Raw genomic sequence first — 21,401 nt, 5'->3', positions numbered from 1 at the left:
TATAGTGTTATATAAAGAAGGAATTAAATCTTTTATAAATTTTCAATTAAGATAAAAATATTAAAGAGGCTTATGGCCTCTATTTTTCTTGAAATTTTTAAAAAATTCCTATATAATTATAGGACATTAAGAGTCTAAAAGAAGGAGGGGCTATGGACATTTTAGAAAAGTTGGAGATTTTGACTGATGCTGCTAAATATGATGTGTCTTGTTCTTCTTCGGGATCTAATAGGAAAAATTCTTCAAAAGGTTTGGGCAATGGCCATGTTTCTGGTATTTGTCATTCTTGGAGTGAGGATGGAAGGTGTATTTCTCTTTTAAAAATTTTATTTACCAATAAGTGCGTGTATGATTGTGAGTATTGTATAAATAGGTCATCAAATGTCACAAAGAGGGCAGAGTTTAGTCCAAGAGAAGTTGCAGATCTTACTATAAATTTTTATAGGAGAAATTATATTGAGGGTTTATTTTTATCATCTGGGGTAATAAAAAATCCAAATTATACAATGGAGCTTTTGATAAAAACTGCGGATATTTTGAGAAATGAATACCATTATAATGGTTATATTCACATGAAATCAATCCCGGGGGCTGATTCTGATTTGGTCAAAAAAATGGGGCTTTTGGTTGATAGGATGAGTATAAATGTAGAGCTTCCTACAGAAAAATCTCTAAAAATCCTAGCTCCCCAAAAATCTATAAGGCAAATTGAATCTTCTATGACTTATGCCAAGGAAAAAATCGTCCAAAGAAAAAATGAAATAAAATTATACAGGCACACGCCCAAATTTCTTCCAGCGGGTCAAACAACTCAAATGATAATCGGAGCAGCTGAAGAAAGTGATTTTGATATAGTGACTAGGGCAGAAAATTTGTATGATGCTTATTCGTTAAAAAGGGTTTTTTATTCAGCTTTTGTTCCGGTTGTAAAAAGTGAATTTACCAAAGATGTAAAAAAAGCGCCTCTTTTAAGAGAGCACAGGATCTACCAAGCTGATTGGCTTTTGAGATTTTATGGCTTTAAATCTTCAGATTTATTAAATGAAGAAAATAAAAATTTTGACCTAAGAATAGATCCTAAGACAGATTGGGCTATAAATAATATTGGAAAATTTCCTATGGAAATAAACAAGGCAAGCTTCTATGATTTAATGAAAATTCCAGGAATTGGGAGAGTTTCCGCGAGAAAAATTGTAAATGCAAGAAAATACAGAAAACTTGAATATTACCACTTAAAAGCTTTAAACATTTCTGTAAAAAAAGCCAGGAATTTTATTACAGTCAACGGCAAATACCAAGGTATAAAATTTAAGAACCAAAAAGATTTGAAGGATAGGATGAGCCTTTCTGACCCAAAATCTTTTGAGCAGTTGTCATTTTTTGGGTAAAATATGAAAATTATTATATATGATGGGTCATTTGAGGGATTTTTGACGGCGGTTTTTATCTCTTACAAGGACCTATTTAAAATAAAAATTGAAAATGAAAAAGATCAAATTTCTTTTCTTGACCAAAAATTAATCAAAACGGATTTTGAAAAGGCGAAAAGGGTGGAAGATTCTATAAAGAAAAATTTTTCTGTAGAATTTTTTTATCAAATAAAAATAGCCTTTAAATCTGATTATAAAAATAAGGAGACTATAATCGCAAGGCTAATTAAGCTTATCTTTTTAAAGGGTGAAAAATTTATAAATTCAACCAACAAATACGCCATAGCCTTTAATAAAATGATAAAAAATTATACAAGTGAAGCCCATGCTTTAAAGGGGCTTTTGAGATTTAGGGAAATTCAAGAAGGATTTTTATTTGCTCAATACGAATCTCATAACTATATTTTGGAAGATCTTTCAAGGCATTTTCTGGAAAGAATGCCCAAGGAAAAATTTATTATTTACGATAAAAATCGAAAAAAAGCCTTTATTTCGATTTTTGGAAATGTTGAAGTGGTAGAAATTTTAAATCTTTCTATAGAAGAAAGCGATGAAGAGAAATTTTTCAAAGATTTATGGATAGGATTTTATGATTCTATTTCCATAAAAGAGCGAAAAAACAAAAAACTTATGATTTCAAATATGCCAAAAAAATATTGGAAATATTTGCCAGAAAAAAATAGGATAAAGTGATAAGAGGAGTTAAAGCTCCTCAGACTATTGACAAACTCAATTTTCACCCATTTCGAGCGAACGTAGTGAGTCGAGAAATCTCATGAGATCTCTCCATGCGTTCGTTTCACTCACACTAAAACATATTTGCTCCGCAAACTTTTTCGTGCTTTCGCATTTAGTTTTAGGGATAAATATGCCAAATCAAGGCATATTTATCTAGTCGAGATGGGTTTTAGCGTAATTTAATTTTTAAATCGTTAATGAATTATTAAACTGACTTTGTATACGCTCTGAGGAGTTAAAGCTCCTTTTTTTATTTGCAAATAAAATCAAAAGATTTATAAAGAAGTTTTATTGGATTTTATTCGGGTAGTATTTTAATATATAGGAGGATGATATGAAAAAACAAATAGAAATACCTGTATTTATTTTGGGACTTGCGATTTGGCTTATATCTTTATTTTTACCAGTCCATAGTTTGGAATTTATGCTTGGAAATGGATTAAGACCTATTGGACTTGCAACTATTTTCATTTGTCCAATTTTGGGGATAATAGGAATGATTTTTTCTATAAAAAATAAAAATATAATTTTGTCATTTTTGAATATTTTATTAATTTTAGCTTTTCCAATAACTATGGTAATGGGATACAATTTCTTATAATATTTTAAATTAATTATCCATCTTGATTTGATAAAACATAGGATTTTAATCGAATTAAGGTGGATTTTTTGTTCTTTAATATTTTATCAATAGATAAGACTTGTTAGGGTAAAAATTTATAAGGAGGAAATATGAATTATTTAGATTTAATTAGAAATAGGCATTCTGTTAGAAAATTTAAAGATTTGAAAATTGAAGAGAAAAAAAAGAATAAAATTAAGGAAAAAGTAAAAATCCTTAATGAAAAAGTAGGGCTCAATTTTCAAGTCTTTTTTGATGAGCCTAAGTGTTTTAAATCAAAAATTTTCACCTATGGATCTTTTAAAAATGCGAATAATTATATAAGCTTAGTTGGAGAAAAATCTTCGGATTTGGATGAAAAAATTGGATATTTTGGACAAGATTTGCTTTTGTATTTAGAAAACTTGGGCCTAAGCACTTGTTGGGTTGGTCTTACTCATGGAAAGTCTATGGCAAAAATAAATAAAAATGAAAAAGAACTTTGCCTTATTGCCTTTGCTTATGGGGATGAAAAGGGAAATATTCATAAATCTAAAGATGATCATATCTTATCAAACATAAAAGAATTTGATAATGAAAAAAATAGGATAATTTTAGAATTTTGTAAACTTGCCCCAACAGCTTTAAACCAACAAAAATTTTATCTTGAATTTAAAGATGATGGGTCTTATGATTTGATTAGAAAGATTGGTCCTTATTCAAAAGTTGATTTTGGAATAATAAAATATCATTTGGAATTAGCAGAAAAATATTTGGGAGAGAAAAATGAAGGATAGGACAGTAAATTTTCAAATTATTGGAGCAAGCCTTGCGTATATTCTTGTAATGATAATATCGCGGATAAAAAAACTAGACACTAGCGGTCCAAATGCAATATTTTCAAGTATGATTTTGTTTGGAATGGTTTATAAAACTTTTATAAAAAAAGAAAAACTTAGTAAAAGCGAGTATTTTTTTAAAAATTTAATGATGATTGGTTTTGCTATTATTATGATTGCAAGTTTTCATGATTTATTATATTAAAATATCAATCATAGATTATTAAGTTCAAATAGTTTTGTCCAAAAAATTATTTCCTATTATAAGAGCTTACTGCATGGTATTAAATCAAGAAATTTATAAATTTTGGATTAATTTTGTTTTAAAGTAAAAATTTTTAGGAAAATGTTATGAAATTTCATTTGAAAATTAAAAATAAATAGAATTTGTTTAGAAATTTTTTGTATTAAAATATAAAAGCTTTAAGAAATCTTTTAAAATAGAGGATTATTTTTGGAAAAAATTTAAAAAATAATTTAAAAAAAGCTTGATTTTTATAATTTTATATGATATAGTGAATTTACGGAAACGATACCGAAAATAGTTTGCCTTATTTTTTTATAAAGTAAATTTTAAAATCAAAAAAAATAAGAGAAATATGAAAAAATTTTTAGGGCTTTCTTTTGAAATTATTTTTGGTTAGGAAAAAATAAAAATGGAGGGAAATTTTTATGAAATTAAAGAAAACGTTATTAGGAGCTGCTTTGGTGCTAGCATCTACTCTTACTCTTACATCTTGTGGACAAAAAAATGATGCTGACAACAATTCTAACGCAGCAAGCGGAGAAAGTGCAAAAGGTTCTGTTTATTATTTAAACTTTAAACCTGAAGTTGAGGAAGTTTGGAACAAAATTGCAAAAACTTATACAGATGAAACTGGTGTTCCTGTAAAAGTTGTAACTGCCGCAAGTGGTACTTATGAATCTACTTTGAAAGCAGAAATTACTAAAAAAGATGCTCCAACTCTTTTCCAAATAAATGGTCCTATTGGCTATCAAAATTGGAAAGATTATACAAAAGATTTGAAAGATTCTGAGCTTTATAAACATCTTATTGACAAAGAACTTGCTGTTAAAGATGGGGATGGAGTTTTTGGTATTCCTTATGTAGTTGAAGGATATGGAATAATCTACAACGATGCAATCTTACAAAAATATATTGGTCTTGACGGTGCAAAAATTAAAAGCGTTGATGAGATTAATAATTTTGAAAAATTAAAAGAAGTTGCTGAGGATATGCAAGCTAAAAAGAAAGATCTTGGAATTGATGGTGCTTTTGCTTGTACATCTTTAAAACCAGGTGAAGACTGGAGATGGCAAACTCACCTTGCAAACTTACCAATTTATTATGAATATAAAGACAACAAGGTAAAGGATATGGATGAAGTTAAATTCAAATATGCTGAAAATTTCAAAAATATCTTTGATCTTTATATAAAGAATTCTACAGTTGAAGCAAATGCTTTAACAGGAAAAGCTGTAACAGATTCTATGGCTGAATTTGCACTTGAAAAAGCAGCATTTGTTCAAAATGGTAACTGGGCATGGAGCCAAATTTCTGAAGTTAATGGAAATAAGGTAAAAGAAGAAAATATTAAATTTTTACCAGTTTATACAGGTGTTAAGGGCGAAGAAAAACAAGGAATTTGTATTGGAACTGAAAACTTCTTCTCTGTAAACTCAAAAGCTAGTGAAGAAGACCAAAAAGCAACAGAAGAATTTTTAACTTGGTTATTTACATCTGAAAAAGGAAAAGAATTTGTAACAAAAGATCTTGGATTCATTTCACCATTTGATACATTTGAAGAAAAAGACCAACCATCAGATCCACTCGCAAAAGAAGTTGTAAAATATATGTCTGATGAAGACTTATACAATATTGACTGGAACTTTACATCATTCCCAAGTCAAGCTTTCAAAGATTTCTTTGGTCAAGCTCTAGGACAATATGCTTCTGGAGAAATGAAATGGGATGAAGTAAAAGATGCTTTCGTTAATACTTGGAAAGATGAAAAAGCTGCTGTAGAAAAATAAACACTTGCAGCCACAAAGATTATATATAATCTATTTAGATAAAATAATAGTCTGAATGTATGCTGGTTTGATTTAAAAATCACTTCTACATTCAGACTTTTTTTAAAAAATCCATAAAGGAGGTTTTTATGGAAAAAATATTGAAAAAATATTTCCCATTTTTTGTATTACCTACTTTTTTAGTATTTTGTATTGTTTTTATCATTCCTTTTATTTTGGGAATTGGACTTTCTTTTACAAAATTTACCACAATTTTTAATTCTGAGTTTGTAGGTTTTCAAAATTATGTAACAGCCTTTTCAAGTGGACAAAGGTTTGGGAGAGCTTTTATTTTTACAGTATTATTTACAATTGTTTGTGTAATTTCTATAAATATTATAGCTTTTGCCCTAGCTGTCGTTCTTACAAGAAAAATTAAAGGGAAAAATTTATTTAGAACTGTATTTTTTATGCCAAACTTAATCGGTGGAATCGTACTTGGTTATACTTGGCAAGTTATGATTGATTCATTTTTATTAAAATTTGGACAAACACTTTTGGCAGATCAAAAATATGGATTTTGGGGCTTGGTTATCCTTATGAATTGGCAATTAATTGGTTATATGATGGTAATTTATATAGCAGGACTTCAAAATGTCCCACAAGCCTTAATTGAAGCTGCAGAAATTGATGGGGCAAGCAAGTGGCAAACTTTAAAATCAATTACTATTCCTATGGTTATGCCATCAATTACTATTTGTACATTTTTAACTTTGACAAACAGTTTTAAATTATACGATCAAAACCTTGCCTTGACAGCGGGGGCTCCTATGTATAAAACAGAAATGCTTGCTATGAATATAGTCGACACTATGTTTTCAAGAAATGGATTTGAAGGAGTTGGACAAGCAAAAGCGGTTATTTTCTTTATTATAGTAGCAGCCATTGCCTATCTTCAAATCAGAGTTACCAGAGAAAAAGAGGTGGAACATTAAATGAAAGAGAAAACTATAAATTCAATTTTATTTGTAATAATGTTGGTTCTATTAGGAATTTTCCTATTTCCTATTGGTTTTATTCTTATTAATTCTTTCAAGGGAAGATTTTTTATAAGCGATTCACCATTTAGCCTTCCAAAAGGAGAATCCTTTGCAGGTCTTGAAAATTATGTTTCAGGACTTGCAAGAACAGGATTTTTCCAAGCAGCTGGTTGGTCATTTTTTATAACAATAATCTCAGTTTTTGTAGTTGTACTTTTATCAGCGATGACTGCATATTATTTGACAAGAGTTAAAAATAAATTCACACAAGTAATTTATTATTTGTTTGTTTTTTCAATGATAGTTCCTTTCCAAATGGTTATGTTTCCAACTATAAAAGTTGCAGACTTTCTACATTTAAACAATCCAATTGGTATGGTTGTTTTATATTTGGGATTTGGAAGTGGACTTTCAGTATTTATGTTTTCAGGTTTTATAAAATCAATTCCAATAGAAATCGAAGAGGCCTCAATGATAGATGGATGTTCGCCAATAAAACATTTCTTCTATATAATTCTTCCGATTTTAAAACCAACAGCAATTACAGTTGCAATTTTAAATACCATGTGGATTTGGAATGACTACCTACTTCCTTACCTTGTAATTGGAGTAAGCACACCATACAAAACAATTCCAGTTGTAATTCAAATGCTTGTAGGAAGTAACGGTAATAAAGACTTGGGGGCTATGATGGCTATGCTTGTTCTTAGTATGTTGCCAGTTATTGTATTCTATTTGACCATGCAAAAACATATAGTAAAAGGAGTTGCAGCAGGAGCAATCAAAGGATAAGAAAGTGAAAAGAGTAACCATAAAAGAAATAGCATCTATTTGTGGTGTGAGTGTGAGCACAGTTTCAAGAGCCATAAATAATGGCGAAGAAATAAGCTCAGAAACCAAGGAGAAAATTTTAAAAACTATTGACGATTTGGGCTATGTCCCAAACCAAAACGCTAGAAATTTAAAAATCACTAAAACAAAAACTATAGCTGTTCTCATAAAGGGAATCACAAACCCATTTTTTACTCCTATGCTAAAAGTCCTTGAAGAAGAAATTACAAAAAAAGGATACACTTTTGCCCTACAAAAGGTAGAAGAAAATTTAAATGAGGTTGAAATTGCCCACAAGGTTGTAAAAAATTTAAAACCTGAGGGAATAATATTTTTGGGTGGATATTTTGTAAATGATAGGAAAAGTTTAGAAGCTCTAGATATTCCCTTTACCATGACAACAATAATAAATAAGGATTTAGAAATTGATAGGTCAGCTTGTTTGGGCATAGATGATTTAGTTCAAAGCGAAAAAATAGTAAAATATTTGATAGGTCTTGGCCACAAAAAAATCGCCTTTATTGCACCAAGAATAGACGATGAAAGTATAGGAAAGTTAAGGCTTATGGGTTATAAAAAAGCACTTGAAGAAGAAGGCTTAAAATTTGATGAAAATTTAATTTTTCCTCCCAAAAAAGGAGTCAATCCTTACTCCTTAGAACATGGATACGAAATTGGGAAAAAAATTGTAAAAGAAAAAATAGAATGCACAGCAATTTTTGCCATATCTGACACAGTTGCAATGGGAGCAATCAAGGCAATAGATGATTTTGGAAAAAAGATTCCAGAAGATTATTCGATTGTAGGTTTTGATGGACTTGAAACAAATAAATATTTATTAAAACCAATAACGACAATAGTCCAACCTGCATCAGAAATTGCCTATAAGTCTGTAAAAGATTTATTTAAAATAATAAAGAAAAAACCATATGAAAAGATAACAGAATTTGATGCTGATTTATTTATTGGAAAAACTACAGCACGAATTGTTAGTAAGGAATAAAAAGGAGTAAAAATGAAAAAAGCAGGTATTTTACTACCCCTTCAAAGTCTAAATGGAGATCATGGAATTGGAGATTTTGGAAGAGTATCCTATGATTTTATAGATATAATAAAAAAATCAGGATTTGATATGTGGCAAATTTTGCCCTTAAATCCACTAGGATATGGAAATTCTCCCTACCAACCCTACTCTTCATTTGCAGGAGATGAAATTTATATAAGTCTAGAACTTTTGTATGAAGATGGACTTCTTGAAAAAAAACCAGAAAAATTAGAGCAAAAATCAAGAATTGACTACAATTTTGTAAGAGAATTTAAGGGAAAATATCTAAAAATAGCCTATGAAAATTTCAAAAAAAATAAGGACTATGAAGATAAGTCTTACAAAGAATTTTTAAAATTTGATTTTGTCTATAATTACGGAGTATTTATTAGCCTAAAAAAAGAAAATGACTTAAAATCTTGGAACGAGTGGCCAGATGAGATGAAGAATTGGATTATTGACAAAAAATTTGACTTGACCCCTTACCAAGATAAAATTAATTATGAAATTTTTCTTCAATATATTTTCTACAAACAATGGATGGATTTAAAAGAATATGCTAACAAAAATAGTATAAAAATTGTTGGAGATATTCCATTTTATGTTGGACTTGATAGCCTTGATGTTTGGGAAAATCAAAAATATTTCCAAATTACAAAAGAAGGAAATCCAAAATCAATAGCTGGAGTTCCACCAGATAATTTTTCAGCAACAGGACAAAGATGGGGAAATCCGATTTATAATTGGGAAAAAATAAAAGAAGATGATTTTTCATTTTGGATAAATAGGCTTGCCTATAACGGAAAACTTTACGATATAGTAAGGCTAGATCATTTTAGGGCCTTTGATACCTATTGGGTTATTGATGCAAAAGAAGAAACGGCAATCAAAGGAGAGTGGCTTCTTGCACCAGGCTATGAATTATTTGAAAAAGTAAAAAAGGAATTAAAAGATGTAGAATTTATAGCAGAAGATTTGGGAGAAATAAGACCAGAAGTTTATGAACTTAGAGATTATTTTGACCTAAAAGGCATGGTTATAATCCAAGAATTTTTAAAGCCAAAAGAAAAAGAATACATTTACGCCCCAGAAAATTCAGTAGCCTACACAGGAACTCACGATAACAAGACCCTAATGGATTGGTATGAGGGATTGAGTGAAGAAAAAAGAGAAGATATAAGAAAATTATTTGAAAAACTTGGTATAAAAAACAAAAATACAGCAGAAGATTTTTTTGAATTTGCCATGAGAAGAGATAGTGAATATGTAATAATTCCCCTCCAAGATATTTTGGGCTTGGGAAATGAAGCAAGAATCAACACACCAGCAACCTTAGATGAAAAAAATTGGTCCTTCAAATTCACTTCAATGGAAAATTTAAAAGAAAAAGAAGAATTTTTGAAAAAAATTATAGAAAAATATAGAAAATAAATTCGAAATATTAAAATTTACCCTGTAAATTCTGATATAAAGGAGAAAAAATGGCAAATTTAAGTTTGAAAAATATAAATAAAATTTATGACAACGGATTTCACGCTGTCAAAGATTTTAATATGGAAATAGAAGATAAGGAATTTATAATTTTCGTTGGCCCATCAGGCTGTGGAAAATCTACAACCTTGAGGATGATTGCAGGACTTGAAGAAATCAGTTCAGGAGAATTAAAAATAGACGATAAAGTTGTAAACGATGTTCTTCCAAAAGATAGGGATATAGCCATGGTTTTTCAAAACTACGCCCTCTATCCCCACATGACAGTTTACGATAATATGGCATTTTCTTTAAAAATCAAAAAAATGCCAAAAGATGAAATTGACAAAAAAGTAAAAGAAGCCGCAAAAATTTTGGGAATAGAAAGTTTATTAAAAAGAAAACCAAAACAATTATCAGGTGGACAAAGGCAAAGAGTTGCGATGGGACGAGCTATTGTAAGAAATCCAAAAGTATTTTTGATGGACGAACCTTTAAGTAACCTCGATGCAAAACTTAGGGTTCAAATGAGAATAGAAATTTCAAAACTCCACCAAAAATTGGGAACAACAATGATTTATGTAACCCACGACCAAACAGAAGCGATGACACTTGGAACAAGAATCGTTGTAATGAAAGATGGAGTAGTCCAACAAATTGATACACCACAAAATCTTTACGACCATCCAAAAAATTTATTTGTAGCAAGCTTTATAGGATCACCACAAATAAACCTAATAGACGTAGAAGTTTTAAAAGAAAACGAAGATATTTACGTTAAAAACGACCATTTAAAATTAAAACTACCAAAAGAAAAAGCAGATCTTCTAGTTGAAAAAAATTATGTAGGCAAGAAACTTATATTTGGAATCAGACCAGAATCAATATATGACGAGGAAGAATTTTTAGAAAAAGCAGATAAAGAAGCAATTATAGATGCAAAAATTAGAGTTTACGAGCTAATGGGAGCAGAAGTCTACCTATATTTTGACCTAGGAGAAGACCAAATAACAGCAAGAGTAAGCCCATCAACCAAAGCAAAAGTTGGAGAAACTACAAAATTCGCCTTTGACATGGAAAAATCATATTTATTTGATCCTGAAACAAAATTAATTATAGAATAATTTTTCAAATTACGCTCTTATAAAAGGGCGTTTTTTTGTTTGTCAAAATATATAAATTGACAGTTATTGACAAAATAATTTAAATTTCGTAAAATTTAGGGGATTAGAAGAAAATATTATAGAAAAAAATTACCAAATTTGATAAAATGATTTAAATTAAAATAAAGGAGGGTCTATGGAAAAAAGAAAAAATATTGATTTAACAAAAGAAAATATCAGGAAATCTTTGATAATTTTATCAATTCCTTTAACTCTTACTGCTTTTGTTCAAATTGCCTACACTTTGGTTGATATGATTTGGATTGGTAGAATTGGTTCAAATGCTGTAGCTGCCGTTGGGGTTTCATATTTTTTGGCTTGGATTGCCGAAGCCTTGTCCTTGATTGCAAAAATTGGGGGAGGAGTTTATGCGGCTCAAGCCTATGGGAGAAAAGATAAAAAACTTACTTCTTTAATTTTGCAAAATGGATATATACAAGGAAGTATTACGGCAATAATTTACATAATTTTAATCCTAACTTTTAAAACTTATATTATTGATTTTTATAAGCTAGGAAAGGAAGTTTCTGATTTTGCGAATGCTTATCTTTCAATTACAGCTTTGGGTTATATTTTTGTTTTTTTAAATCCAATATTTTCCCAATCTTTTTATTCGATTGGAGAAAGTGTAACTCCTTTTAAAATTAATACAATTGGACTTGTCCTCAATATAATTTTGGATCCTCTTTTTATTTTTGGCTTTGGACCAATCCCTCCTATGGGAATAAGAGGAGCTGCATTTGCAACTGTTACGGGCCAAGCAACAGTATTTTTAATTTTTTTATTTGTCATGAAGAAAAAAGATGGAGTAATAAAAGATTCTTTGGAAAATTTCACTTTGTCTACAAAATGGCAAAAAAGAATTTTTGAACTTGGGCTTCCGGTTTCATTTATCAGTGGAATTCATGCTCTTATAACCATGGTTTTGAACAAACTTATGGCTGGATTTGGACCAAAACCTGTTGCGGTTTATTCTATAGGAAGCCAACTCGAATCAATTTCTTGGAAAACAACCGAGGGTTGTCAAGCGGTTATCCAATCACTTATTGCCCAAAATTATGGGGCAGGTTTGGTTGATAGGGTGAAAAAAGGAGTAAAAGAAAGTTTAAAACTTGTAGGTTTTATAGGAATTATTGCAACAATTATTCTTTTTGGCTTTAGAAATCACTTGTTCAAAGTTTTTGTGCCAGGAGATTTAGAAACAATAAATTTGGGGGCAAAATATTTGGCAATTCTTTCAGCAAGCCAATTAATGATGTCTTTAGAAATTGGATCTACAGGAATTTTCCAAGGCCTATCCGATACAAGAACACCATCAGCAATTTCTGTAATTTTTAATGCAGCAAGAATTCCAATTTCATTTTTATTAATTCCATATTTTGGAGTTTTGGGAATTTGGTTATCAATGACCATAACATCAATAATAAAGGGTTTATTATCCCTTTATCTTTTGAAAAAGAAAATGAAAAAGAATTTAAAATTCGCAGATTTTAGATAAGATTTTTGTAAAAAATTTCAAAAAAATAACCACCATTTGGTGATTCAGAACGTAGACAAAGTATGAATGTAGATAATATTTTATTTTAAAATAAAAATTACGCTACGTACCATCTCGACTAGATAAATGTGCATTGATTTTGCACATTTATCCCTAAAATTAAGTGTGAAAGCACGGATACATTTGCAAAGCAAATATGTTTTAGTGTGAGTGAAACGAACGCATGGAGAGATCTCATGAGATTTCTCGACTCACTACGTACGATAAATCGGGATAAACAACCGAAACCTGTGGTGACCCCATAAAGTTGTACCTAATACCAGAACTAGTAAACTACCTGTTCTGGTATTATTTTATTACTTTCCACCCCTAGGGGTGGAATTTTTATGCTGCATTTAACTTTCTATATTCTATTGGACTTAAATATCCTAATTTTTCTTTTATTCTATCTTTATTGTAATATAGGATATATTCTTCTAGTGTTTCTTTTAACTGTTCATATGAGTAGAATTTTTTGCCATAGTAGATTTCTTGTTTTAGTATCCCAAAGAAGTTCTCCATTGGGGAGTTATCTAGGCAATTGCCCTTTCTTGACATTGATTGGATTATCCCTTCTTTTTCTAGTCTTGATGTATATTGTTTTATTTGATAAGCCCATCCTTGGTCTGAATGAAATATCCTCTTATCATTGTTCGTGCTTGTTATTTCTATTGCTTTGTCTAAGGCTTTTAGTATTGGTTCTAGCCTTGGTTGTTTTGATATTTCATAACTTATGATTTCACCATTATACATGTCTAGATATGGGTTTAGATAAAGTTTTTTTGTTTGGTATTTTCTTGTTTTATCTTTTTCTTGATACTTATATTCTGTTGTATCTGTTGTTATATATGTGTATGGTTCATCTACTTTAAATTTTCTATTTATTTTGTTATCTACTACTTTTCCTATTGTCCCTTTGTATGATGAGTATTTTCTTGTTTTTCTTGAGAAACTTGTTACTTGAAGTTTTAGTTTTTGTACTAGTCTTTGAACTTTCTTTTTGTTTATCAATAGTCCTTGTTTTCTTAGCGTTGCTGTTATTCTTCTATATCCATAGTTTGGATTGTCTTTTCTAGTTTCTAGTATCTTCTTTTCTACTTGCTCATCTGTGTTTGGTCTGTCTAAACGTTGTTGCCAATACATGTATGTTGATTTTGCTAGATTGAAATATTCCAACAAGTCCTTCAGTTTGAATTTATCTCTTAGTGATCTAATGACTTCAGATATCTGTCTATTTCTTCCTGTGTCATTTGAGAGAATTGAATCTTTTTTTTTAGAATTTCTTATCTTCATTTTCAAGATTTTCAATTTATTTTTCTTTGTTTTTCTATTATTATTTCTTTTTTTGTTTTATTACTTTTGTTTTTTATATCTTTATTTTTATCTGTATTATTTATAATTGAAGGGATACCTTTCTTTTTTGCTTTTAGTCCTTCAATTCCTTCTTCTCTAAATTCTTTTACCCATCTAGCTATCATGGATGGATTGTTGATTTTAAATTCATTTGCTAGGCTTTGATAGGACATTTCTCCTGATAAATACAAGTCTACTACATTTAGTTTTAAATCTAAAGAGTAACTATTACTCTTTCTTGATAATTTTAATCCTTCATAACCTCTAGATTCATAAGCATTAACCCAAGTTCTAACAGTAGAATGATCTGGGATAGAGTATTTTTTTGCTAATCCTTTGTAGCCTATATTTCCTTCTAGATATTCTCTTACTACTTTAATCTTAAATTCTGTTTTGTATTTTGCCATTAAAAAACTGACCTCCTTAAGTTGATTTTTAAGTCCAACTTTTGGGGGTCAGTTCAACCGACGGTTGTTTATCTGCTCGAAATGGGGAAAATTTTAGCTTGTCAACAGTCTGAACCACATTTTGATGGTTATTTTTATAATTTTTATAGATTTTTAATTTTTTCCATATCTATATATTTTATATCATCAATTACCATGTCTGCTTCTTTTTTGATTTTTTCCCATTCATTTTTATTGTGTGGGAAGTCTTTTATTCCTACGGTTTTTATGCCGAGTTTTTTGGCAGCCTTTACGGCATAGAGGGCATCGTCAAATAAAACAGCATCTTTTGCTTCGATTTTATAACTGTCTAGGGCTTTTTGCCAGTACTCATTATCGCTTTTTTTGTAGGGAAATTTATCTGGAGTTAAAATAAAATCAAATAAATCTATCAAGTCAAGTCTTTTAAGGGCGTTTACCAAGTGGAATTTGTCAGTTGATGAGCAAATGCACATATCATAGCCTTCATCTTTCAATTTTTTCAAAATTTCTACAGCTCCGTCTTTTGGAAGAAGGTGATTTTTGTATGCGTCTTCTATTGTTTTTGAAAAATAATCGTAAACTTCTTTTTCGCTTTTGTCAGTACAGACATTTTGATTTAACCATTTTATAGTATCATCAAAGGGAAGAGCTTCCATTTGTCCTTTTTCTTCAGTTGTTAAATCATAATTATATTCTTTTAAAAGTCTATTGATTGGCTCAAGCCAAATGTGCATGGAATCAAGTATTGTTCCGTCACAGTCAAATAATAATTTCATAAATCCTCCTTAAAATTTAAGCAAGTTTAATGTTTTCTTCAATGTATGATTTTGGGAAAATAGAAGTCAATAAAGACATATAATGGTCAAAATTTATGGTTTTATTAAGGCTCATTAATTCAAGATCAACCCCAAACCAGGAAATATTTATATCGGTTTGCCTAAAACCGAGATTTTTATAAAATTTTTTTCTCTTTTTTCTTTGGATAAAATTTTCAGCTTCTTTATAACAAGGTTCGATTTCAATAATTATGGTTTTATTTTCCATTTTGTTCAAAAGTTCTAATGATTTTGAACCAAGACTTAGACCCCTATAATCATTTTTTATAGCAAAATAATCAATTAAAAGAGTATCATCCTTGTTGGAATCTAAAGTTATAAACATTCCAACAAATTCATCATCAAGTAAAATTGGAATAATTCTTCCAAAACCATTTTGGCAAACTTTTATAATTTGATCCATTGGTTTTCTTTCAGATTTTGGAAAAGCTTCTATGTATAAATTTTTAATTTCATCTAAATAATTTATGTAAGAATTGGATAAAGTTAAATTCATAAATTTCCTTTCATTTTATCAGTCGTATTAAATAATCGTACTTCAAAAAAGCTTAAAATCAAGTGATTTAGCCAATCTAACCTCTTGTGCTATAATAAATAAAAGGAGAAATTTAAAATGAAAATATTATTAGAACTTTATTTAACTTTTTTTAAAATAGGAGCCTTTACCTTTGGGGGAGGCTATGCCATGCTTCCGCTTTTAGAAAGAGAGTTGGTCGACAAAAGAAAATGGATTAGTCAAGAAGAAATCTTAGATTATTATGCAATCGGTCAAACAACCCCAGGAATAATTGCCGTAAATACTTCTACATTTTGTGGGAGAAAAAGAAAGGGAAATTTGGGAGGAATAATTGCATCATTAGGATTTATTAGTCCATCAATAATAATAATTACTCTTATTGCAAATTTTTTAAAAGAATTTTCCCATTTATTAATAATCCAACACGCCTTTGCTGGAATTAGAATTGCAGTTTCAGCTCTAGTTTTAAATACAGTAATAAATATGGTAAAAAAAACCGCTGATACAAAAATAAAAATTTTAATATTTTTCCTAACCTTTCTTGCTATTGGAATATTTTCTATTTCACCCATAATTATTGTTATAGCTTGTGGAATTTTTGGAATTCTTTTTGGAGGAAAATATGCTTAGGTTGATGTGGGAATTTTTCAAAACAGGACTATTTGCAATTGGAGGAGGAATGGCAACTTTTCCTTTCCTACAAAAAATGGCAGAAAATTACGATTGGTTTACAAGTGAAGAATTATTAGATATGATTGCAGTTTCAGAATCAACCCCTGGAGCAATCGGAATTAATGTGGCAAGTTTTGCAGGATACAAGGCCTATGGAATTACCGGAGCAATTCTTGCAACTTTCTCATTAATATTGCCAGCAGTAATTATAATTTTGATAATAGCAAGATCTCTCGATAAATTTAAAACATCTCTTACTGTAAAAAACGCCTTTGAATATATAAGACCATCAACAGCAGGACTTATTTTGGGAGCTATGTTAAATGTAATGGTAATTTCCTTATTTAATGTAAAATTATATGAAAAAACAGGAAATTTTCTAGACTTATTTCAAATAATCCAGCTTGTTTTGTTCCTAGGATTTTTATTTTTATTAAGAAAATACAAAAAAATCCATCCCCTATTAATAATAGGGATGGGGGCTTTGTTTGGAATTATTTTTAAGTTGTAAAAAGCAGGAATTTATACTCCTGCTTTTTTGAAATTAAAATTTTGTAGGTAAAATCATTGCAAAATATGCCTTCCACCTATATTTCAAAATAATTTTCATAAAATCACTTAAAAGTTTTGAATCCTTATTGTCATAAAGGGCATCTCTTAAATATGGATAGAGCTTATATGATGCATAATTTATATTTGTTTTATTGTTTGATAATTCTTTATATTGGTCTAAAATTTTTTTCCTACAAGATTTACTTAAATTTAAACTTTTATCATTGTAAATTTCGTGAAGTTTTTTCATAAAATATTTTTGTTTTTCTTTTTTTCTCATAAATCCACCTCTAATTTATTATGATATAATTACATTGTTATCGCATCCAATCTGATAACAGAATGGAGGTGCTTGCAATGAAAATTATATGTTCCTTTATAATTGGCATTTTGACAAATATAATTGATCATTTTATTTGTAAATGGTTAGATGCCAATGACAATTGCGATAACTAGCCAAATAAAAAAGCAGGAGTTGGCCCTCCTGCTTTTTTAGTCTTACAATGAACTATATGTTCCTTAGTCATTTTCATTATACTAAGACATAAGAAAAAAGCAAGATTTGTCATCCTGCTTTTTTGATTTCATGAATCTATATTTTTTTACTCAAAAACAATATACTTATTTAAAATAAAAAATCAATGAAAATTTTTAGGCTAAAACTGAGAAATAAAAATTATGATATAATATTTTTGTTATCGTCAACCTAAACTGGTAACAGTTAGGGGGTGATTATCATAGATTATGTCATAACTTTAATAATATCTATTTTGGCAGGAATAATTTGTCATTTTACCTGCAAGTGGCTAGATAGATATTTTGATGATAATTAGCCCGAAATAAAAAAGCAGGAGTTGGCCCTCCTGCTTTTTTGTGATTATCATTTATATTGTCATAACTTTTTGTCAATTACATTATACTAATTAATCAAAAAAAAGCAAGAATTAAAACTCTTGCTTTTTAAAATTATTTATTTTTTCTCGCACTAATTTTGTGAACTTCTCCTAAAATCAATGGGATAAAGGCGAGGGCTAGAATTATTATCCATTGCCAGGTTATTAATTCTAATTCAAATAAATATCTTAATGGTCCGACATACATTACTATTAAAAGTAGGGCGAATGATAGGATATTTGCTTTTATTAATTGCTTGTTTGATCCTATTCCCAATTCTTTTAGGGTATATTTTGTACTTCTTACAGAAAATGCTCTCAAAAGCTCGCTTGTAATTAAGGTTGCAAAAACCATTGTGTGAGCTCCTTCTATATTTCCTGGGAAGATTAATTTTAATCCGATTATATAAGACATTAAAACTGAAAATGTAATTGCCAGTGATTGAACAATTAGTGAATTTTTTAAGTCTCCAGAAATTATTGATTCTTTTGGATCTCTTGGATCTCTTTCCATTATATCTTTTTCTCCTGGTTCAACTCCAAGGGCAAGTGCTGGGAAAGCATCTGTTACTAGGTTTAACCAGAGTAATTGGATTGGTGTAAGTGGAGAAGGTAGGCCAAATAAAATTGACAAAAATACAATCAAAACTTCTGCAATGTTACATGAAAGTAGGAATGAAACAAATTTTCTGATATTTGCAAAAATTATTCTTCCTTCTTCAACTGCATTTACAATTGTAGCAAAATTATCGTCAACCAAAATCATATTTGCTGTATCTTTTGCAACGTCAGTTCCTGTAATTCCCATAGAAATTCCTATATCAGCATTTTTGATTGCTGGAGCATCGTTTACTCCGTCTCCTGTCATGGCAACTATTTCGCCGTTTTCTTGAAGGGCATTTACAAGTTGAACCTTATTTTGTGGAGATACTCTTGCAAAAACTCTTTTTTCTTTGGCGATTTTTCTAATTTCAACATCTGTCATATTATTTAATTCTTTTCCCTCGATAGCTTGGTCTTTGGAATCTGCAATTCCCAAGTCTCTTGCTATTGCGAAGGCTGTTTCTAAATAATCTCCAGTAATCATTACAACATCAATTCCTGATGAGTGACATTCTGCAACTGCCTTTTTTGCTTCTGGTCTTGGTGGATCTATCATTCCAGTAAGTCCAACAAATACCATATCTCTTTCTATATTTTCGCTTGTTAATTCTTCATTTTTTATTGAATCAAATTCCCTAAAGGCGTAAGCCATTACACGAAGAGCTTGTTTGGCAAGATTTTTATTTTCATCCATTGCCTTTTTCTTTAAATCTTCAGTAAAATCTACAACTTCTCCATTTAATAAAATTTTTGAAGAATTTGAAATAATTATATCCGGAGCGCCCTTTGTCATTGCCTTATAATTTTCTTCAATATTGTGGAAGGTTGTCATCATTTTTCTGTCAGAATCAAATGGAATTTCTTCAAGTCTTGGGTGTTTTTCTTCCAAATCTTCTTGAACAATTCCCCATTTTTCAGAAAATGTAAGCATGGCTCCTTCTGTTGGATCGCCTATAATTTTATATTGGTTATCTTCACGAGTTAGGTCGGCGTCATTACACAAAGTTGAAATTTTCATTAGAAGTTTTATATTTTCTTCATCTTCTATTTTTTCATCATCGAGCTTTATATGACCTTTTGGTTCGTATCCGCTTCCTTCAACTTCATATTCTTTTTCATTTGTCCAAATTTTTGTGATGGTCATCTCGTTTTGAGTCAAAGTTCCAGTTTTATCTGAACAAATTGCTGTTGTTGCGCCTAGTGTTTCTACAGAAACTAAGGATTTTACAATTGCTTTTCTTTCTGCCATTCTGTTCATTCCGATTGATAAAACAATTGTTACAACTGCAGTAAGTCCTTCAGGAATTGCTGCAACTGCAAGAGAAACTGCAACCATTAAATTATCTAATAAGGAATCGCCAGTTCTAAAATATCCAACAATAAATACAATTATACAAACAACAACTACAAGAATTGCCAAAAGTTTTGACAATTTGTTTAGTTGTTTTTGTAAAGGAGTATCCTTATCTTCAACTTGGTGAAGACTTGAAGCGATTTTTCCCATTTCTGAATCAGATCCAGTTTGAGTTACAATTCCCTTTCCGTGACCATAAGTTACTATTGTTGATGAGAAAGCAAAATTTTCCCTATCACCAATTCCCACTTCACTTTCATAAATAGCTTCAGAATCTTTTTCAGCTGCTACAGATTCTCCAGTAAGAGAAGATTCGTCGATTTGTAAATTTGATGATTCTAATAAACGCATATCAGCTGGAACTATATCTCCAGTTTCAATTACAACTATATCTCCAACAACTAAGTCTTCTGCCTTAACTTTTACTTTTTTTCCATCACGAATGACACTTGCCTCGGGTGATGACATTTTTTGCAAGGCCTCAACAGAATCTTCAGCTCTTCCTTCTTGAATAATTGACATAATTGCATTAATAATAACAATGGCAATAATTATTACGCATTCAATTTTATCTCCCGTAAAGGCTGATACGATTGATGCAACTATCAATAAAATTACCATTGGGTCAATGATTTGCTCGGCGATTTTTTTGCCAAGAGATTTTTTCTTCTTGGATTCAATTTTATTTGGGCCGTTTTCTTCAAGACGTTTAGCCGCAAGATCTTTTGATAAACCCCTTGAGCTATCAGAGTCAAGTTTTTTTACAATTTCATTTTTTTGACCTAAATAGTCCATTCCTACCTCCTTAAATTTTTATTTTTTCTTTACAAAAAGAAAAGACTTCTGGCAAATCGCCAAAAGTCTTGCTACCAGATGGTTTATTCAACCGGGTTAAACCGTAATGACGATTGAATAATTAAGCTACTCCCTCTTGTTGATATAATTATATATCAAATAGAGGAAAAATCAATTTTAATTGCTAGATGCAGCCGCATCATCCCTGTTTTTCATTTCATTTATGCAAAGGCAAAGAGCAATTAATACTAAAGTAAAATCTTCGTCATAAACCGTAAGCTCATATTGGTCGGTAAAGGCAAAAAATTTCTTGTTCATTTCTGCAATCAAATCATTTTTAAAATAAACTTCAAAATCATGATCAAGATAATTGCCCCTTAAATTTAATTCTTTTCCCTCATAAAAAGCGTTGACCTTTCTTTTTAAAAAAGATAATTTTTGATTTATTTCCATATGGCTTCCATCATAAAAATCCACATAATAAGTTTGGAGAAAAGAAAGTATTTTTTTGGAAATATCAAACAAAACATTTCCTTCCATATCTTTTAATTTTGCCTGATATCCTACAAATTTAAAATCTTGGTCAAAAAAATAAGCTTCATTTCCATTTTCATCCAAAATTGGATACTTATCTGTAAGTTTAAAAAATTTTTCCTTAAAATAATATTTTTTCATAAAAATTCCCTTTCTT

The 21,401-nt window shown here is 29.8% G+C and carries 21 protein-coding genes; 14 read left to right on the top strand and 7 right to left on the bottom strand.

Annotation, left to right across the window (positions count from 1 at the left end; all coding sequences use genetic code 11):
• The first annotated feature begins 152 nt into the window (after positions 1 to 152).
• From BN3265_RS00785 to BN3265_RS00730, 12 genes are all read left to right on the top strand, one after another.
• On the top strand, positions 153 to 1,388 hold the full coding sequence (locus BN3265_RS00785; protein ID WP_058989697.1) for a putative DNA modification/repair radical SAM protein: 1,236 nt from the start codon (positions 153 to 155) through the stop codon (positions 1,386 to 1,388).
• Between the two features lie 3 nt (positions 1,389 to 1,391).
• Entirely contained in the window at positions 1,392 to 2,123 is a 732-nt protein-coding gene (locus tag BN3265_RS00780; RefSeq protein WP_058989696.1) for a TIGR03915 family putative DNA repair protein, read from the top strand.
• A 379-nt stretch (positions 2,124 to 2,502) separates the two neighbouring features.
• Positions 2,503 to 2,769 (top strand): hypothetical protein, encoded by a 267-nt coding sequence (locus tag BN3265_RS00775; protein ID WP_058989695.1) that lies wholly within the window; start codon positions 2,503 to 2,505, stop codon positions 2,767 to 2,769.
• A gap of 131 nt (positions 2,770 to 2,900) precedes the next feature.
• A complete protein-coding gene (locus BN3265_RS00770; protein WP_058989694.1) occupies positions 2,901 to 3,566 on the top strand; it encodes a nitroreductase family protein in 666 nt (221 codons plus the stop codon).
• Positions 3,556 to 3,813, top strand: coding sequence for a hypothetical protein (locus tag BN3265_RS00765; protein WP_058989693.1), 258 nt, complete (start codon positions 3,556 to 3,558; stop codon positions 3,811 to 3,813). Before BN3265_RS00770 ends, BN3265_RS00765 begins: the two co-directional genes overlap by 11 nt.
• 467 nt (positions 3,814 to 4,280) lie before the next feature.
• Positions 4,281 to 5,642, top strand: a complete 1,362-nt coding sequence (locus tag BN3265_RS00760; protein ID WP_058989692.1) for an ABC transporter substrate-binding protein — start codon at positions 4,281 to 4,283, stop codon at positions 5,640 to 5,642.
• 128 nt (positions 5,643 to 5,770) lie between these two features.
• The gene (locus BN3265_RS00755; protein ID WP_058989691.1) at positions 5,771 to 6,616 is read left to right on the top strand and encodes a carbohydrate ABC transporter permease; all 846 of its coding nucleotides are present in this window, start codon (positions 5,771 to 5,773) and stop codon (positions 6,614 to 6,616) included.
• Positions 6,617 to 7,453: a carbohydrate ABC transporter permease gene (locus BN3265_RS00750; RefSeq protein ID WP_058989690.1), complete on the top strand. Its 837-nt coding sequence runs from the start codon at positions 6,617 to 6,619 to the stop codon at positions 7,451 to 7,453.
• 4 nt (positions 7,454 to 7,457) lie between these two features.
• Positions 7,458 to 8,495 (top strand): LacI family DNA-binding transcriptional regulator, encoded by a 1,038-nt coding sequence (locus tag BN3265_RS00745; protein WP_058989689.1) that lies wholly within the window; start codon positions 7,458 to 7,460, stop codon positions 8,493 to 8,495.
• A gap of 12 nt (positions 8,496 to 8,507) precedes the next feature.
• On the top strand, positions 8,508 to 9,968 hold the full coding sequence (gene malQ, locus BN3265_RS00740) for a 4-alpha-glucanotransferase (RefSeq protein ID WP_058989688.1): 1,461 nt from the start codon (positions 8,508 to 8,510) through the stop codon (positions 9,966 to 9,968).
• 50 nt (positions 9,969 to 10,018) lie between these two features.
• Complete coding sequence (locus BN3265_RS00735; RefSeq protein WP_058989687.1) at positions 10,019 to 11,131, top strand: ABC transporter ATP-binding protein; 1,113 nt, start codon at positions 10,019 to 10,021, stop codon at positions 11,129 to 11,131.
• Positions 11,132 to 11,306: 175 nt separating this feature from the next.
• Entirely contained in the window at positions 11,307 to 12,668 is a 1,362-nt protein-coding gene (locus BN3265_RS00730; RefSeq protein ID WP_058989686.1) for an MATE family efflux transporter, read from the top strand.
• 384 nt (positions 12,669 to 13,052) lie between these two features.
• Here BN3265_RS00730 and BN3265_RS00725 read toward each other — a convergent pair whose 3' ends face one another.
• The 4 genes from BN3265_RS00725 to BN3265_RS00710 form a co-directional block, all read right to left on the bottom strand.
• Positions 13,053 to 14,000 carry an IS3 family transposase gene (locus BN3265_RS00725; RefSeq protein ID WP_148362997.1) on the bottom strand — a complete coding sequence of 316 codons (948 nt, stop codon included), beginning with the start codon at positions 13,998 to 14,000 and terminating at the stop codon, positions 13,053 to 13,055.
• Between the two features lie 11 nt (positions 14,001 to 14,011).
• A complete protein-coding gene (locus tag BN3265_RS00720; protein WP_058989685.1) occupies positions 14,012 to 14,467 on the bottom strand; it encodes a helix-turn-helix domain-containing protein in 456 nt (151 codons plus the stop codon).
• A gap of 143 nt (positions 14,468 to 14,610) precedes the next feature.
• Positions 14,611 to 15,264, bottom strand: a complete 654-nt coding sequence (locus tag BN3265_RS00715; protein ID WP_058989684.1) for an HAD family hydrolase — start codon at positions 15,262 to 15,264, stop codon at positions 14,611 to 14,613.
• 16 nt (positions 15,265 to 15,280) lie between these two features.
• Positions 15,281 to 15,820 carry a GNAT family N-acetyltransferase gene (locus tag BN3265_RS00710; protein ID WP_058989683.1) on the bottom strand — a complete coding sequence of 180 codons (540 nt, stop codon included), beginning with the start codon at positions 15,818 to 15,820 and terminating at the stop codon, positions 15,281 to 15,283.
• A 117-nt stretch (positions 15,821 to 15,937) separates the two neighbouring features.
• Here BN3265_RS00710 and BN3265_RS00705 point away from each other — a divergent pair, with 117 nt between their 5' ends.
• Positions 15,938 to 16,471, top strand: coding sequence for a chromate transporter (locus tag BN3265_RS00705; RefSeq protein ID WP_058989682.1), 534 nt, complete (start codon positions 15,938 to 15,940; stop codon positions 16,469 to 16,471).
• Complete coding sequence (locus BN3265_RS00700; protein WP_058989681.1) at positions 16,464 to 17,024, top strand: chromate transporter; 561 nt, start codon at positions 16,464 to 16,466, stop codon at positions 17,022 to 17,024. Before BN3265_RS00705 ends, BN3265_RS00700 begins: the two co-directional genes overlap by 8 nt.
• A gap of 33 nt (positions 17,025 to 17,057) precedes the next feature.
• Here the strand turns inward: BN3265_RS00700 and BN3265_RS00695 are convergent, their stop codons facing one another.
• The 3 genes from BN3265_RS00695 to BN3265_RS00685 form a co-directional block, all read right to left on the bottom strand.
• Entirely contained in the window at positions 17,058 to 17,345 is a 288-nt protein-coding gene (locus tag BN3265_RS00695) for a hypothetical protein (RefSeq protein WP_058989680.1), read from the bottom strand.
• A 686-nt stretch (positions 17,346 to 18,031) separates the two neighbouring features.
• Positions 18,032 to 20,710, bottom strand: a complete 2,679-nt coding sequence (locus BN3265_RS00690) for a cation-translocating P-type ATPase (protein WP_058989679.1) — start codon at positions 20,708 to 20,710, stop codon at positions 18,032 to 18,034.
• A 177-nt stretch (positions 20,711 to 20,887) separates the two neighbouring features.
• Positions 20,888 to 21,385 (bottom strand): LURP-one-related/scramblase family protein, encoded by a 498-nt coding sequence (locus BN3265_RS00685; protein ID WP_058989678.1) that lies wholly within the window; start codon positions 21,383 to 21,385, stop codon positions 20,888 to 20,890.
• Positions 21,386 to 21,401 lie beyond the last annotated feature (16 nt).

Source organism: Anaerococcus rubeinfantis (assembly GCF_001487145.1).
Lineage (GTDB): Bacteria > Bacillota > Clostridia > Tissierellales > Peptoniphilaceae > Anaerococcus > Anaerococcus rubeinfantis.
This window is presented reverse-complemented; position numbering and strand designations above follow the sequence as displayed.